This is a genomic window from Myroides sp. C15-4 (assembly GCF_050522745.1).
In the GTDB taxonomy this organism is placed as follows: Bacteria; Bacteroidota; Bacteroidia; order Flavobacteriales; family Flavobacteriaceae; genus Flavobacterium.
Genome location: NZ_JBMVQX010000038.1, coordinates 20,872 through 35,986, shown reverse-complemented (window position 1 = coordinate 35,986; position 15,115 = coordinate 20,872). Strand labels below are relative to the sequence as shown.

Below are 15,115 nucleotides of genomic sequence, written 5' to 3'. Positions count from 1 at the left end.
TTTTTATAAAACTGTATCTTTGTCTAATATTTCGTTTTTACAGATGAAGACAAAGAAAAAAGTGGTTCGCGTTCAGCAAGTTGATAAAGATATTCCCATTGAATTTTATCGCATTGAAGCCATTGGAGATCTCTTTGAAGTTGAAGGACATTACCAATATGATTTTTATCAAATCTATTGGTTTACCGAAGTCTTAACTCCCCATTACCAAGAAATTGACTTTATTTCTTATCCCGTAAAGGCGCAAGAAATTTGGATTATTTACCCCGGACAAGTCCATCAGTTGGATACGCATTATAGTAAAGGGTATTGTTTGGGTATTGATAAGAATTACTTTCACAGCGTCTTGTTTAAAGAGGCGAAACAACGAGCCTTTACAGGACATAATCAACTCAAATTTGCGGTTACGCCTGAGGAAGCCCAACGGCTAGGGTATTTGCATTTGTTGATTGAGATGGAATACAATACCTTCAAGAGACCTACTGTTTTAGAACAGTATTTACAGCTGTATATTGTCCATTTACAAGATCTCCCTGTGATTTCACCACAACATGTGGTATTAGATGAGCGCGTACATAAAATACTACAGCTTATTGAAGAACACTATAGCACCCAACGAAACAATGAATTTTATGCAGACCTAGTTTCCCTTTCAGTCAAGCGTATGAATGAGATTTTATTTCAAGCCATTGGCAAGACAGTAAAGCAGCAACTACAAGAGCGATTGTTGTTAGAAGCCAAGCGATTGGTTGGTTATAGTGAGGATACGATTCAACGGATTGCTCATGCATTGAATTTCTCTGATGTGACCTATTTCAATCGCTTTTTCAAAAAATGCACGGGGAAAACCCCAAAAGATTTTCGCACAGAGGTGAAAAAAGTCCAAGAATAAGTCTCATTTAGATAAGGTTTGCTTTTTGTACTCGGAGTATTTTTGCTTCTTTAAGAAAATAAGATGAGTAAGTTAAAAAAACAGCAGTTTATTGTGGTGTTAATTCTAGCACTGCTATCTGCCTTGGAGCCTTTTAGTATTGATTTATACCTGCCTGGATTTTTGAAAATGGCAGCATACTATCATACTGATTTAAAATCCGTTCAGTTTTCCATTTCTACTTTTTTGGCAGGATTTGCTGTCGGTCAATTATTTTGGGGCATTATATCCGATAAATACGGACGCAAATGGCCGACCATGATCTCTTTAGTTCTCTTTATTGCAGCAACAATGGCTTGTATTTATGCTGAGACGATAGAGCAATTTTGGGTAGCGCGATTCTTCCAAGCATTTGCTGGGTGTGCAGGCGTGGTGATTGCCAGAGCGATTGTCAATGAATACTTTGAACAGGATGACACCATGCGCGTGTTCTCCCTCTTGGCTATTATTGCAGGAGTAGCTCCAATTATTGGTCCTGTGGCTGGGAATTTCTTGGTTTCTCACTTTAGTTGGCAATCGACCTTTGTGACGCTATTTATACTTGGTGTACTCGCTTTACTGCTTGTGATCCTGTGGTTACCTGAAACAAAAGCAAAGACAACAACGGCTCAAAAGCGAAACCTCATTCAAGATTTTAAAGCCGTTTTACAGGTGAAAACGTTTTTGAAATATACACTAATTGGAAGTGTAACTTATAGTATATTAATGATCTACCTAGCCAATGCGCCCTATCTGATTATGGAATACGGCCAATTGTCCTCCACTACATTTAGCTATATTTTTGCTTTTAATGCTGTAGGATTAATGCTCGGCGCGTGGGTGTCGAGTGCTTTTATCCGTTGGTGGTCCATTCGTCAGATTATTTTGTATACCACCATCTTCGGATTAGTAGGAAGTCTTGTTTTCTTGGGATTCTGTATTACAAAACAACCCATTGAATGGCTATTGATCCCCTTGTTTTTTATTGTCTTAACCTTAGGGGTTTTATTTCCTGCTACAACAAAACTTGCGCTTGAACCCTTTGTGGAAACGAGTGGTTCGGCTTCAGCTTTATTGGGCTCGTTACAGTTGCTACTGACATTTATTATTTCTGCTGCAACAAATTTGATTCCCGTAGATTTATTATTGCTTACCGGACTGGCGCTATTTGTCTGCCATGGACTGTATTTGGCGTGTTACTGGATTAAAGAGGCGGAGTAGTTTTTGGGTGAGTGGTAAGTGGTGAGTGGTAAGTGGTGAGTGGTGAGTGGTGAATGGTGAATGGTGAGTGGTTGAATTTTTCAAAATAAGAACGATTTACTTTTGAAGTAGATACAAAGAAAAGAAGGGGGTAAGTTGAAACTAATTCAAAATAATTGCCTATTTTCATTCCAAACTATTCAATGCACTTCGAATGAGAAAGTACTACGTGCCAGGTATGATTACGCTGCTGTTTTTGCCCTTATTGGGGTATTTCTACATCCAGCGAACGATCGCTACTCGTGACTATAGAGGAATGGATGTTTATTTAGAAGAAATAGGCTGGAATCCTTGTGGTGATATGCCGTATGAACTATTTGAAGGGGTTGTATTTGAGACGATTACATTTACAGGTGATTCAACAGTAGATCAAGTGCTTTTGCTTCAAGCTGAAGATAAAATAGAAAAGATTAGTTTGAATACTGAGGAAAAACAAGGTTTGGTTTTTACTTTCGGAACTGTGCCCTATGCTACCTATATAGACGTTTTAAATCTTCTTGTTAAACATCGAAAACAGGTGGTGATGTATGCAGATAGTATTAAGTTTTCAAATGATGAAAAAACGATAAATCCGCAACTGACAAGAGAAGAATTGATGGAAATGTATGTGGCATTTGAATTAGACAATGGCGAGATAGAAGTGGAAAAGGAGGTAGATAAAGTGGCGACTGTACTAGATCGGATGGGGAACTATACCTATGCAATTGGAGGACTATTCGTCCTTCTTACTTCTTGTTGCTTTTATTCGACTTATTCTAATCTAAGCTGTTGGAAGATCAAAAAATAGACAAATAAAAAACCGCAGCATGCTGCGGTTTTTTATTTGTTTCTTGTCTATTAGTAATAGGTATAATGAATCGTTTTATACTCGTATATTTCTTTGATTGGATACCCCAGGTCATTGTATTCATAGGTCGTCGTTGTTTGAGTAACCCCATCTTGTTTTTCAGTGATTTTGTTATGCTTTCCAATAGATAACCTTTTTAGGTAGTTTTTCGGAAACATATGGGTAAAAGGATGATTTTTTTGATCGAATTCATAGGTATGAATAATTTGCGTACCATCCGTATAATCAATCGTTTCTTTCGTTACATTTCCATTCGTATCATAGGTAAATCTTGATGTTCTAACAAAATTATCGCTTTCATTCGTATAAATCGCTGTGATGAGGTTTTTGGCTGAATCATATTCATACACATTGATATGTGGTCCGTTTTCTTCTGTATTGATGGATTTTGTGATTAGATTATCCGTATAAAAAAAATCTGATTTTACTTGTCTTCCATCTACTTCATATCTCCATTGGATAATATTATTTCCCTCGTACTCAAAATATTCATATTCTACTAGATTAGTAGTTTCTTCGTGCGTTTTTATTTTGTTTACATAACCATTGGAACCATAGAAATATTCTATTGTTGTTTTGTACTTCATTTCGTTGTTGGATGGATCTGTGCCAATCTCACCAAATTCAACACTTTTTAGTTTAAGTTCAGTTTTACTTTCTCCTCCACCAGTAGCATTACTGCTAGAATCATCGCTAGAGCAAGAAGCGAAAAGGACTAAGGAAAAGAAGCAGAGTACTAGTTTTTTCATGTTTATAAATTATTAGTTTGTTTACTGATTTTGAATTTGTTAGAGGTAGTCTGTTGATATGCATCAACGTTTTACGCTTGTTGATTAGGTTTATCGTTCATGTAGACATATGATTAAGTTCTCGTTATTATTATGTGAGTTTTATAGCGAAAAGCAAAAACGCTCGATATGGGTTCTATCATCATAGTATGGCGTGCCGTTGTATTTTATGGTTGCATTTTTGGACGGTAGAACATCTTTAATGATTTGATACATTTGATGTCTTAAACGCTTAGTTGTAAAAATTTTTCAAAAGTATATAAAATAAGTTAGAGTAGGGTGTTTTTGGGTGAAGGTTTAGTTTTGGGTAAGGGATCTGGTTTCGGGAGATACTTTTCGCTTGAGAGTAAAAAATAAAAAAAGCCTTCGATTTTTCGAAGGCTTTTTGTGATCCAATCAGGATTCGAACCTGAGACCTACTGCTTAGAAGGCAGTTGCTCTATCCAGCTGAGCTATTGGACCATTAAATCACGGGGGATTTAAACACCATCAAAAGAAAAAGTAGTGCTACTTTCTCAGTTTGATGGTGCAAAGATATTCTATTTTTTAGAGAAACACCAAGGATAATTGCATAAAAATGAAAATAATCAAATAACTAGTTGAAAATTAGAAAATTGTATTCCATATATTTTATAACGATCCTTAGCGTTCGATCTGTTTTAACGTTCATATTGGCAGCAGCCATGTAAACTGTTGTAGGCTTTGTCTGGCGCTTTGTCTAAAGCGGTGTCATGTCCCGCGGCAGCAATAGCTTTACTCACCTTTTTTTGATCCGTTTTGGACGGATCAAAATTGAGGTGGAGCATTTTTGCGTTGACATCCCAAGTAGCTGTTGAGACACCAGTTACGCCTTTGGCAGCTGTTTCAATGCGTTCTTTACACATGGTACAATTACCCTTTACAGCTAACATTGCATGTCCTTGATGATCACCTTGATGATCTTTAGGATGTGCTTCTTTAGACGTTGATGCTGGTTGGTGGGTTTCGTGTTTGGTGTGATCTGTTGGTTTTGATTTGATTCCTCCTCTATCGTATAAACAACAAGGCGGTAAATCGCGGTATACGGAATCTGGCGCTTGATCCAAAGCAGTATCATGTCCCGCTTGAGCAACAGCCTTGCTGATTTTGTTTTGATCGGTTTTTGAAGCATCAAAGTTTAGATGCAACACTTGATCTTTGGAACTCCACGTTGCACTAATCACACCAGCAACAGCTTTGGCTGCTTTTTCGATACGCGCTTTACACATATCGCAATTGCCATTGACGGCAAACATTGCATGGGTTTCGTGTTTTGCCTGCACACCTGTTGGCGAGTCGTTATTCATCATACTGGGTTTTCCTTCCAACTGTGCGCTTGAATCCACCGTAAATACACCTCGAGTGACAATTTCCTCTCCATCTTGCAAGCCAGAGGAAACAACATATTGATTCCCTAAGGATGGACCCAATACAATTTCTCTCATCTTAAAGGCTGGCGTATTCGTATGCGGCTGTTTCACGTAAATTATCGAGCGTTTCCCCGTCCATAAAACTGCAGATTTAGGTATGGTCAATTGCTGGCTTTCCGCACCGCGAATAGGAGATTGTATCGTTGCTGTCGCGTACATCTCAGGTTTTAAGGCCTGATCTTTATTATCGGTTTCTACGCGTATTTTAGCTGTGCGCGAGGTCGCATCAATAATGGGATTGATAAACGAAATTTTTCCTTTGTACACTTTTCCAGGAATACTTTGAAGGGTATACTCCAAGACATCTCCTTCTTTTAAAAAAGGTAAATCTCCTTCATAAGCCTCAAAAATAGCCCAAAGCTTGCTCATATTGGAAATGCTGTATAAAACGGATCCTTGGTTGATATAATCCCCTTGGTTAACGTTTTTAGCCGTTACAATTCCACTGGTATTCGCTGTAATACTGACATAAGGCGATACTTTCCCTGTAGTCAGTACTTTGTTGATTTGGGCATCTGACATTTTCCACAAACGCAGTTTTTCCTTCGCGGCATCCAATAATAGGGGTTGGAAATCCGTGAGTTTTTGTGCTTCTAAAAGTTCTTGTTGTGCATTGAGCAAATCAGGAGAATAAATGGTCGCAATTAACTGCCCTTGTTTAACCGCTTCTCCCGTAAAATTGATGAACAATTTCTCTATACGCCCATTAACATGGGACGTTTGTGATTGTTGTAGACGCTCATCTACCTGAATCGTACCGTATAATTGAATATCCTTAATAGCATCTTGACGCCCAACTACCGTTGTTTGTATATTAGCCAAGGCAATGGCTTCTTTTGATAGTTGAATGGCATCATCATCAATAGCGTCATCTCCGCTATCAGATGATTTTAACGGAATTAAATCCATGGCACATAAGGGGCATTTTCCCGGTTTGTCCATTTTGATTTGTGGGTGCATGGAACAGGTCCAAACGACCGCTGCTTCTGTTGTAGGAGCAGGTTCTCCATTGTGTTCATGTGTGGCAGATCCACCAAAAACTAACCACCCCAAAAGAAGTCCAACTAATAAAATAACGCCGTATTTTACCGTGTTATTTTTAATTATATTTTTGAATGTACGCATTGTCTGTTTGTTATAAATCGTTAGTAGTAGCTGTAATATTTTCAATCGAGGCTACCAGTGTATTGTAGTTTGCAATAGCTTCTGCTTTTTTTAACTGGTAATCAAGTAATTGACGTTGTACTTGAATCACATTGGTCAAATCACTTTTTCCTGTTACAAATTCCTTGACAATTAGATTGAAGGTTGTTTCGGCTAAAGTCGTTTGCTTTTCCAATAAGTTAATGGTGCGCTCAGTGTCTTCCACTTGATTTTTAAAGCTGTAATAAGTGGCTAGCAGGGTATTGTACGTATCCTTGTATTTTGCTTCACTCGATTGCCACCATTTTTTGCCTTCTTCTTGTTGTGCCTTGTATTTTTTTCTAAATACAGGGAGTGAAAGTGTCACCATAGGCATAATCATATCTTTGCCATTCATATTCCCCATGGCAAGCATGGGATCGTTGGTCTTGCCGATAATCATATATTGTACACCAAGTCCAACCATAGGATAGCTCATTTTGCGATCCATTTCTGCTTTGGCTTGGTAAGCCAATCCTTCTTCGGTTAGCATAGCTAACATGGGATTATTGGTTTCTATGGCGGCTTGTACGTCTTCATCAGTCATGAAGAAAGCGACTTTTTCTATTGTTTGTGGAACTGTAACAAGGGTTTGTGCTTCTTGATCCAACAAAGCATTGAATTTGATTTTTTCCGCTTTGATTTGTGCCTGTAAGCTCTCGATGGTATTTTCAATTTCAATTGTTTCGAGGCGAATACGCAAAACATCTGACATACCTGAACCACTACCACTCATACTAGCCATCGAGCTGCTACTTGAGGAAGCAGGAGTTGCGGTATTAGCGGTTGTTGTAGCCGTGTTGCCCCCCATAGCCATACCGCCCATGCTGGATGCTCCTGCGCTAGCGGTGCTAGCAGTAGCAGTGGATGTACTAACCATACTATTTGAGGCAGTTGCACCAGAAGGAGAAGAAAATCGCTGCAAGGCCAATTGCTCTACTTGTTCCAACAACTTCTTGTTTTGTTGGGCATTGTGTACTTGTTGTTGTAATTTTTGTAAGACATACCATTGGGTGTGTACTTGTAGAATGACTGCTTCTTGGGCTTCTCTATACTGTTGCATTTGCATGCTAGCCATGTGATTGGCTTCCTTTTTAGCTGATTTTTTTGTTCCAAACCATGGCAACATCTGCATCAAGGTCAAATCTCCAATCTGACGTCCACCCACGATATCCATAGGCTTAGTATAAAAACCCATCGATAGTTCAGGATCATCAAAAGCTCCTGCTTGTGGAATTTTTTCTAAAAAAGCTTCATACGCCAAGCGTTGAGCCTGTACCCCAGGATTTTTATCCAGGGCTATTTCGGTATAATAACGCAAAGAATCCACTTGGGTTTCTTGTGCCCAAATCGTTGAAATAGGAGCGAATCCCCCTAGTAAAACGAAAAGGATGGGATATAGTTTATTCATGTGTAGCCGTTTTTTCGTTTGACTTTTGTTCTTTTTTGATGGCCCATTCTCGCCACCAACATTGGAATACAGGAACGACAAACATCGTCATGGATTGGATGAGCATCCCACCAAAGGTAGGAATGGCCATTGGGATCATAATTTCCGCGCCTTTTCCTGTAGAGGTCATCACAGGGAGCAAGGCAATTAAAGCTGTTGCTGTAGTCATCGCAGCGGGACGAACTCTTTTTAACCCAGCGTACACGACTGCCTCGCGAATCTCGTGCTTGGTTTTAGGGTCTCTTGCTTCAAAAGTATCGTGAATATAGGTCCCCATCAATACGCCATCATTAGTCGCTAAACCAAAGAGAGCAATGAACCCCACCCAGACGGCAATACTCAAGTTAATGCTGTGCATTTGAAATAAATCCCGCATATTCATCTCGCCAATAGAGAAGTTCATGAACCAAGGTTGTCCATACAACCACAACAGGATAAATCCTCCAGCGAAAGCCACAAATACCCCTGAGAAGTGAATCAAGGAGGCTGTAATGGTTTTGAATTGGAAGTATAAAATCATGAGAATGGCCAATAAACTCATCGGAACGACGTATAATAAGCGTTGAGCTGCGCGTTCTTGTTGTTCGTAATTTCCTGCAAAGGTGTAGGTTACTCCTTTAGGTAGCGTTAATGCACCAGAAGCTAATTTGGTTTTTAAAACTTGTTCGGCTTCGCGAACCACGTCAACCTCTGCCTTGCCGCTGATTTTGTCAAAAATAACATAACCTAACAGAAAAGTATTTTCACTTTGAATCATTTGAGAACCTTTGGCATAGGTAATTTCTGCTACATCACTAAGCGGAATTTGTACGCCTGTTCCCGTAGGAATTAATAGCTTAGACAATGCCTCAGGATTATCTCTTAATTCTCGAGGATAGCGCAAGCGAACAGGAAAGCGTTCACGTCCTTCCACGGTAGTGGTTAGTTGCATACCGCCAACTGCTGCTTCTAAGACTTCTTGTAAATCAGCAACAGTAATACCATAACGAGCCATATTAATTCTATTGAGGTGTATTTCTACATAAGGAGCACCTACAGCTCGATCGTAAAAAACAGTAGACGACATAATGGATGGAATATCTTTTAAGGCCGTTTCCAAGGCTTTACCACCTTCTTCGATTGATTCTAAATCTGGTCCTGAAACTTTTAATCCCATGGGCGCACGCATTCCCGTTGAAAGCATGACTAAACGCGCTTCAATGGGTTGTAATTTGGGTGCTGAGGTTAACCCTGGAAGATGAGACACATTGACGATTTGTTGCCAAATGTCCTCGGGGTTTTTAATTTCTGGACGCCATTGTCTGAAGAATTTTCCATTTTTATCGGGAACCAAACTGTCTCTTGGAATCTGGCGATAACCATTCGATACGTGATAAGTTGAACCATCCATCAATTCAAACTCACCGTTTTTCGTTACTTTAAAACGCTCACGGTGTCCATCTTCATCCAAGAAGTACTCTGGTTTGTAATTGATGGTATTTTCAAACATTTGGGTAGGAGCAGGGTCAAGGGCGGAGTTTACACGTCCCCACTTGCCAATGGTCAATTCTACCTCTGGAATATGTTGAATGCGCTTATCTAAGGTTCGAATGAAGTTTAAGTTTTGTTCAATCCCCGTATGCGGCATACTCGTCGGCATAAGCAAAAAAGAACCTTCGTTTAAACTCGGCATAAATTCCTCACCAATACCAGGAAAGGTTTCGGAAGATTTTTGCCAAAAAGACGTTTCTCTAAAGGATTTCCATCCTACTGTTTCAAAGCCCTTAGCAACAAATCCAAAAGAAGTATTGAATCCCAGCCAGGCCATCATACCCAACAGGACAGTGAGTATAGGAATAGCCATGAACTTCCATCGGTTGGCAAGTGCCCAACGCAAGATTTGTTCGTAATAAATCACGAGTATCCATAAAATAGCTAGAATACTACCTATGGCAAGAATAACAAAAATAAAGTTTAGTCCCGTACTAGCCTGTGTACCCAAGGGAAGCCATTCAATAGCTAGGTAGTAAACTGCAACAAATAACGTGATCCCTACATTGATGTGGTTGGCCGTTTTTTCACTTCTCCATGTAGGCGTATATAAGTTGTTGATCCCTACAAAAGTTAGCGCAAGGGCTGTAAAAATACCGGTATATATCCACATGGCAATTCCCACTACACACAGGGTGTAATTGGCTATTTTACGCACCTTTGCTTTGTTTATTTTGATGGAGTATATATAGTAAGCAATTGTAGGTAAGATGATAATACCCAGCAAAAAGGCAGAGACCAAAGCAAATGTTTTGGTGTAAGCCAAGGGTTTAAATAATTTACCTTCTTGTGCTTCCATGGCAAATACAGGTAAGAAACTGATAATGGTGGTTAACATAGCTGTTGACAAGGCACCAGATACTTCAGAAACGGCTTTTATAATGAGGTTAACAAAGGCTTTTCCTCTGCTTTCCACTCCACGTGCTCGTTCTTCTTCCATATGGCGAATAATGCTCTCAACAAAGACGACCCCAACATCAACCATAACTCCAATGGCGATGGCAATACCCGATAAAGCAACAATATTAGCTTCAATCCCCATGTAACGCATGATGATAAAAGTCGCTAATACCCCAATGGGCAAAATACTGGAAATGATGATGGAAGCACGTAAATTAATGACCAAGACGATCACAACGATAATACAGATGAGTATTTCGTGTGCTAGTGCGGTTTCTAATGTACCAATGGTTTCTTTGATTAAACCCGAACGATCATAAAAAGGAACAACAGTCACTTTGGAAATAGTTCCATCGGCTAGCGTCTTTTGTGGAAGTCCAGCTTCCATCGCTTCAATTTTACCTTTTACATTGTCAATGACTTCCATGGGATTTGCACCATAGCGAGCAACGACAACACCACCAACCGCCTCAATGCCTTCTTTGTCTAAACCACCTCTACGCGTGGCAGGACCTAAGTTGACAAAAGCGACATCCTTTATTTTTACTGGTGTATTATTGCGCACGGTAACCACAGCATCTTCTAAATCTTGAATGCTTTTGATGTAGCCTAATCCGCGAACAAGGTATTCTGCTTGGTTGATTTCAATGGTTTCTGCCCCAATATCGAGATTGCTTTTTTGAATGGCACCCATAATATCCATGATGGAAACATTATAGGCACGCATGGCATCAGGTTTTACTTCTACCTGGTATTCTTTGACATAACCTCCTATAGAAGCTACTTCAGCAACGCCTTCAGCTGAAGCTAAGCTATATTTAGCATAGAAATCTTGAATTGTACGCAATTCATCAGGATCCCAACCACCGGTAGGTTCGCCTGTTTGAGGATTTCTACCTTCTAGGGTATACCAATAAACCTGTCCTAATGCAGTAGCATCAGGTCCCAAAGTAGGGATAACTCCCTCTGGTAAAGTTCCAGAAGGGAGTGAATTTAATTTTTCTAAGATTCGAGATCTACTCCAATAGAATTCTACATCTTCTTCAAAGATGATGTAGATAAAAGACATACCGAACATGGAACTACTTCGAATGGTTTTTACACCCGGAACCCCTAATAATGATGTCGTTAGGGGATACGTAATTTGTTCTTGAATGTCTTTAGGGGATCGTCCCATCCATTCTGTGGCTACAATTTGTTGATTCTCACCAATATCGGGAATGGCATCTACGGGAACGGGGTCACTTGGCAAAAGATTTTGATGCCAAGTAAAGGGGGCTGTAATTAATCCCCATACTACAACGATAACTAGGATTAAGATCGTAATTAATCGATTATGTAGGAAATACTTAATGATTTTATTAAGCATATGGATGTTTTTAAAGTGTTAATGATACGCGATAAGAAACACCGATTGACTCGCATTTAGTCCCAATAAAGGGGGCGAATAATACAATCTATCCTATTAAAGATAAGAAAAAAGTAAATACAATTGATTGATTTCAATGTAGTTAAATGATTCTCTGTCTTTGAATAGGCAAAGTAAAGTGTTCCGAAAAAAAGGGGTAATTAGCAAAGTACGTCTCGAAGTCATAAGAAAGACACAAAAGAAAGAGACCTACAAGGCAAAACGGTATCATATACGATAAATACAAATGTAGGAAAGCCGGTCGATGGTAGTAAATTTGAAACCATCAACGGCAATAGGTGTAGGGTAAGGAGTTAACGCTACTGATTTTAAATCGGTCAGGTAGTTTGAATTAAACCACTTGGCTTGAATCGCTGCTTTTTTCTCTTTGGATTGAGGAGCTGCTTCTGTTTGCTCTACTTGTAGATCTGTCTGTACCGTATTGATACGAGCCATAGGGGAACAACACAACATGTCTGCCATGTTCTGATGCCCACTCGCGGCATCATTGGAACAACAGGGCAAAGTGTCTTCCTCCATTTCCATACAACTAGTCATAGCCGTAGTCATCTCATTACAGTTCCAACTAATAATTGGATTCGCTGTAACAAGTACGGATAAAGACAGTACAAGTATGGATAAGTATTTCTTCATGATCTAAAAATGTAGGCAACGGTTAGGTACCTAAGATACAAAGATATAAAAAAAAGTTTAGTAATCAGTTAACGGTTTACAGTTTGCTCGGTTTGTGTGATTTATCTCACTACCTTACGATTTTCATTCTGTCGACGATGCTGCATAGTGAAAAAAAAACGAACTCACTTGACTATATAGTCAAGTGAGTTCGTTTGGTAGTTCTATACTTTCTGTCAACTGTTAACCTACATTGTATCGGATTACTGCGTTATTTTTTGCAGATCGAGTACTATTAAAAAACTGTGACAAGGTGTAAGGTGTTCGTTTTTTTTCACAGGTTTTCGCGATTTCTTCCATAGAGTTTGGTGAGAAAAGGAGTAATTCCAATGATTTTAAAAAGCGTTCTTTCTTCTGGTAATTCAATAGCGTATCACCGAAAAAGTAAACCATATTCTCTTTAAATTCAAGTAGCGATAACTGGTGTTGTTGTAAAAGTGAAAGTAGTTTTATATCATCGGTAGTTTCAGAATCTAGTAGAGTATTGTAAATTGAAAGGTGTTTGTTTTTGTCTTTGAGATAAAAATTAAAATCGAGCAGGAGATCTTCGAGAGGGGTGTCTATTTTTAAATAAAATAGGTTTACGGTAAACTCTCTGTTTTCTGAGATGTGAATAGTTCCTACTAAAGCGCATAATTGCTTGCTTCTATCCAAGCAGTTAAACGTAATATTGCCATAGCTATTGGCAGGTTGATCGTTGAATTTATCCTTTATTTCTTGTTGAACAGCACGTAGTATTTTACCTTGTTTATCCTGCTTAATTTTTGAAAATTCAATCTCTCGTATTAGTTCTTGAGATTCATTTAACGTAAGAGAAAAAGGAGTACTGTAGGTGATTTTATCTTCGCTTTTTTGAAGTTGAGCATAGTTAATATGCAGTAAAGCTTCAAATAAGGTTGAAGTCATTGCCTTAAAATTATTAAAGTGATAATGTTGAAAAGCAAGGGAGTTCAAGTTGCCACAGGGGGCGATTTTGACAAAATGCCGCACAAAGTGAGTAAGTTTACTTTGTACTTCTTCAAATAATTCGAGTTTCATAAGGTTTGCTAGTGTTGTTGAGTTGTTAGAAAAACGCATTACTATCATTAATGCAATTTCAATGCTAGTTTAGTTAGAATTTAGCAAGAATCCAAATCGAAATATGTTAATATGTTATTTATATGATGTTAAAATTATTTGATAAGCTTTGTTATTTATCTTTAAATTAAAGGAATGTTGTTTTTTTTTAGCTTTTAAAATCGATTATTGCTTTATAAGTTGTATGATTTTTAAATTAAATTTTTTTTTGTATTTGATTGTAAAACTGTGAAAATCATAGTTTTTACTCAGTTTTTATAAAAAAAACACAGATGTATTGAGGAAAATTGCAAGTGAATGAGGTCGCTTGCTGAGATTTACCTCCCTTTTATTTCTAGTTTAATAGAGATATTTCTCTTTTTGGAGATAAAAAAGGCAAAACACAGCAAGAAAAACTAAAAATTATGGAGCCATCTGTTGTTCTAGTAAATACAAATAAGCATTAGGTAAATGATGTGACATGATGTTATCTGATTGATTGAATTGACTTTGGTAAGCCGGATTCGATAAACCATCTAAGATAATTGGCGTACCACATCGGCTGTAATTACTTTCTTGACGGTAGTGGGGTTCTTGTAAATCAGGAAGTGATTTTTGAATTTCTTTGAACAAAAAAGGACCGAGTAATTTTGCATAGCGCTTGACACTTTTTTTTGTAGGGGTACTCACTCGATTGTAAATACCACGAGCAAACCAGCGTTTAGGCCAGCTGATTTTTTTTATGCTCTTGTCAATATTTGCAGTGCTAAACGGACTGATGGGATTAAAATCTTGAAAGCGCTGTGTCGTTGGTGGAACCTCCGGAACCCAGTCTTGTGTATTAACAAGGGAATAGCTCCATTGTTGCATGGTTTTTTCATATTGGTAAGCAAAATAGGTATTGCCAGGTTTAGGTGCGGCTAGTGTATAGGTTTTAAACCGAATATCTTGAGGAAGGACGTCTTCCTTTTGCCATTGTTTGAGTTGAGCCGTAATTAAATAGGCAATTACACCACCTTGACTATGGCCTGAAATAATAATGTCCTTGGTGTTGGTTTGGTATAAACTGTCTATTTTAGGTTTTATATCTTGTAGTAAATAGAGAGAAGCAAGGGTCCATCCAGCATGAACACTTGCTTTATTGTCTTCAGCAAAGCGATAGTCAACCACTTGATCAGGTGTTAGGGCTATCGTTCCTTGTGCTGGGACCATAGCGGCATAGTAATTGGCAAGCCAACTCATTCCTTTATTAACAGAACCGCGGATAACCACTTCTGCAACGCCTGTTTTCTCTTGGTAATAGAGTCCCCATTTATTGGTCAATCCCATTTCGGGTGAACGATAGATATTGGTATACTGTGTCAGTAAATAGAGTGAATCGCTTGCATAGGGTTTGTGAATGTCTTCGGCTAAATATAAGCTGTGTCGAATCTCTTCTAAGTCAGCTAGGGGTTTGAGGTGTTGAGCAAAAGCGGAGAAGCTTAACAATGCAAAATAGATACAAGCCATTCTTATTCGGGTCATCTCGTTCAGATTTTAAATAATTATTCTATAAAAATACAGGAATGAAGTGATAAAATGCGTTTTTCACTCCTTTGTTTTTCTTTTTGCGCCAAGCACAAAAGTAGAAAAGAGCAAAGATG

10 protein-coding genes and 1 tRNA gene are annotated in these 15,115 nt (G+C 38.5%); 3 read left to right on the top strand and 8 right to left on the bottom strand.

Annotated features, from left to right (window positions below; translation table 11 throughout):
* The 3 genes from ACPDHL_RS14115 to ACPDHL_RS14105 form a co-directional block, all read left to right on the top strand.
* Positions 1-892, top strand: an 892-nt coding sequence (locus ACPDHL_RS14115) for a helix-turn-helix domain-containing protein (protein WP_430533391.1), incomplete at its 5' end; no start/stop codon positions are given.
* A 63-nt stretch (positions 893-955) separates the two neighbouring features.
* Complete coding sequence (locus ACPDHL_RS14110) at positions 956-2,131, top strand: multidrug effflux MFS transporter (RefSeq protein WP_430533390.1); 1,176 nt, start codon at positions 956-958, stop codon at positions 2,129-2,131.
* Between the two features lie 193 nt (positions 2,132-2,324).
* Positions 2,325-2,957 carry a hypothetical protein gene (locus tag ACPDHL_RS14105; protein ID WP_430533389.1) on the top strand — a complete coding sequence of 211 codons (633 nt, stop codon included), beginning with the start codon at positions 2,325-2,327 and terminating at the stop codon, positions 2,955-2,957.
* Between the two features lie 50 nt (positions 2,958-3,007).
* Here the strand turns inward: ACPDHL_RS14105 and ACPDHL_RS14100 are convergent, their stop codons facing one another.
* The 8 genes from ACPDHL_RS14100 to ACPDHL_RS14065 all read right to left on the bottom strand — a co-directional run bounded on the left by ACPDHL_RS14100 (position 3,008) and on the right by ACPDHL_RS14065 (position 14,996).
* Positions 3,008-3,766 carry a hypothetical protein gene (locus ACPDHL_RS14100; RefSeq protein ID WP_430533388.1) on the bottom strand — a complete coding sequence of 253 codons (759 nt, stop codon included), beginning with the start codon at positions 3,764-3,766 and terminating at the stop codon, positions 3,008-3,010.
* 427 nt (positions 3,767-4,193) lie between these two features.
* Positions 4,194-4,267: transfer RNA gene (locus tag ACPDHL_RS14095), tRNA-Arg, on the bottom strand.
* Between the two features lie 197 nt (positions 4,268-4,464).
* Positions 4,465-6,378, bottom strand: a complete 1,914-nt coding sequence (locus ACPDHL_RS14090) for an efflux RND transporter periplasmic adaptor subunit (RefSeq protein ID WP_430533387.1) — start codon at positions 6,376-6,378, stop codon at positions 4,465-4,467.
* A 10-nt stretch (positions 6,379-6,388) separates the two neighbouring features.
* Positions 6,389-7,846, bottom strand: a complete 1,458-nt coding sequence (locus ACPDHL_RS14085) for a TolC family protein (protein WP_430533386.1) — start codon at positions 7,844-7,846, stop codon at positions 6,389-6,391.
* On the bottom strand, positions 7,839-11,684 hold the full coding sequence (locus ACPDHL_RS14080) for an efflux RND transporter permease subunit (RefSeq protein WP_430533385.1): 3,846 nt from the start codon (positions 11,682-11,684) through the stop codon (positions 7,839-7,841). The genes ACPDHL_RS14085 and ACPDHL_RS14080 overlap by 8 nt, the downstream gene beginning before the upstream one ends.
* A 267-nt stretch (positions 11,685-11,951) precedes the next feature.
* A complete protein-coding gene (locus ACPDHL_RS14075) occupies positions 11,952-12,377 on the bottom strand; it encodes a hypothetical protein (RefSeq protein WP_430533384.1) in 426 nt (141 codons plus the stop codon).
* 222 nt (positions 12,378-12,599) lie between these two features.
* Positions 12,600-13,454: a hypothetical protein gene (locus tag ACPDHL_RS14070; protein WP_430533383.1), complete on the bottom strand. Its 855-nt coding sequence runs from the start codon at positions 13,452-13,454 to the stop codon at positions 12,600-12,602.
* Positions 13,455-13,895: 441 nt separating this feature from the next.
* Positions 13,896-14,996 carry a lipase family protein gene (locus ACPDHL_RS14065; protein ID WP_430533382.1) on the bottom strand — a complete coding sequence of 367 codons (1,101 nt, stop codon included), beginning with the start codon at positions 14,994-14,996 and terminating at the stop codon, positions 13,896-13,898.
* Between the last annotated feature and the right edge of the window lie 119 nt (positions 14,997-15,115).